Source organism: Planococcus sp. RAB007_Raresut, from assembly GCF_057369535.1.
This window is the reverse complement of record NZ_JBXYIF010000031.1, coordinates 1-479: the sequence shown is the minus strand read 5'-3', so window position 1 is coordinate 479 and position 479 is coordinate 1. Positions and strand designations below refer to the sequence as shown.

Genomic DNA, 479 nt, shown 5'->3' with positions numbered 1-479 from the left:
GGTTATGTTAAGCATACCAGAAATGAAGTGTAATGATAGAAAGGAGTGAGGGAAATGAAAACCTTAGAGAATGAAGTTGTCAAGCTTGTGCCGATGAAAAGCAGCCATATAGAAGAAATCTGGGAGGCAGCGAATAACCACAAAATTTGGGAACACATGTCGGTGGATTTGACGGACAAAAGGAATGTTGAACAATATGTAAAAGATGCTCAAAAAAAGAGAGCAGCTGGAACAGAGTTTGCTTTTGTGATTGTAGATATCGAGTCAAAGAAGATTATTGGGGCTACTTGGTTTCTCGATATTTCCATACCACATAAAAGATTAGAAATCGGTTCAACATGGCTAAATCCCAAAAGTTGGCGAACGAATATCAACACCAATTGCAAGTTTCTATTGTTGACGTATTGTTTTGAAGAACTGGGATTGAATCGCGTCCAAATCAAGACAGGTCATGAAAATATCCGTTCACAACGCGCCAT

General features: G+C 38.8%; 1 protein-coding gene. It reads left to right on the top strand.

Annotated elements, in window-relative coordinates; translation table 11 throughout:
* Positions 1 to 54 precede the first annotated feature (54 nt).
* Positions 55 to 479: GNAT family N-acetyltransferase (locus AC2Q9J_RS17595; RefSeq protein ID WP_499041958.1), on the top strand; the 425-nt coding region annotated here is incomplete at its 3' end.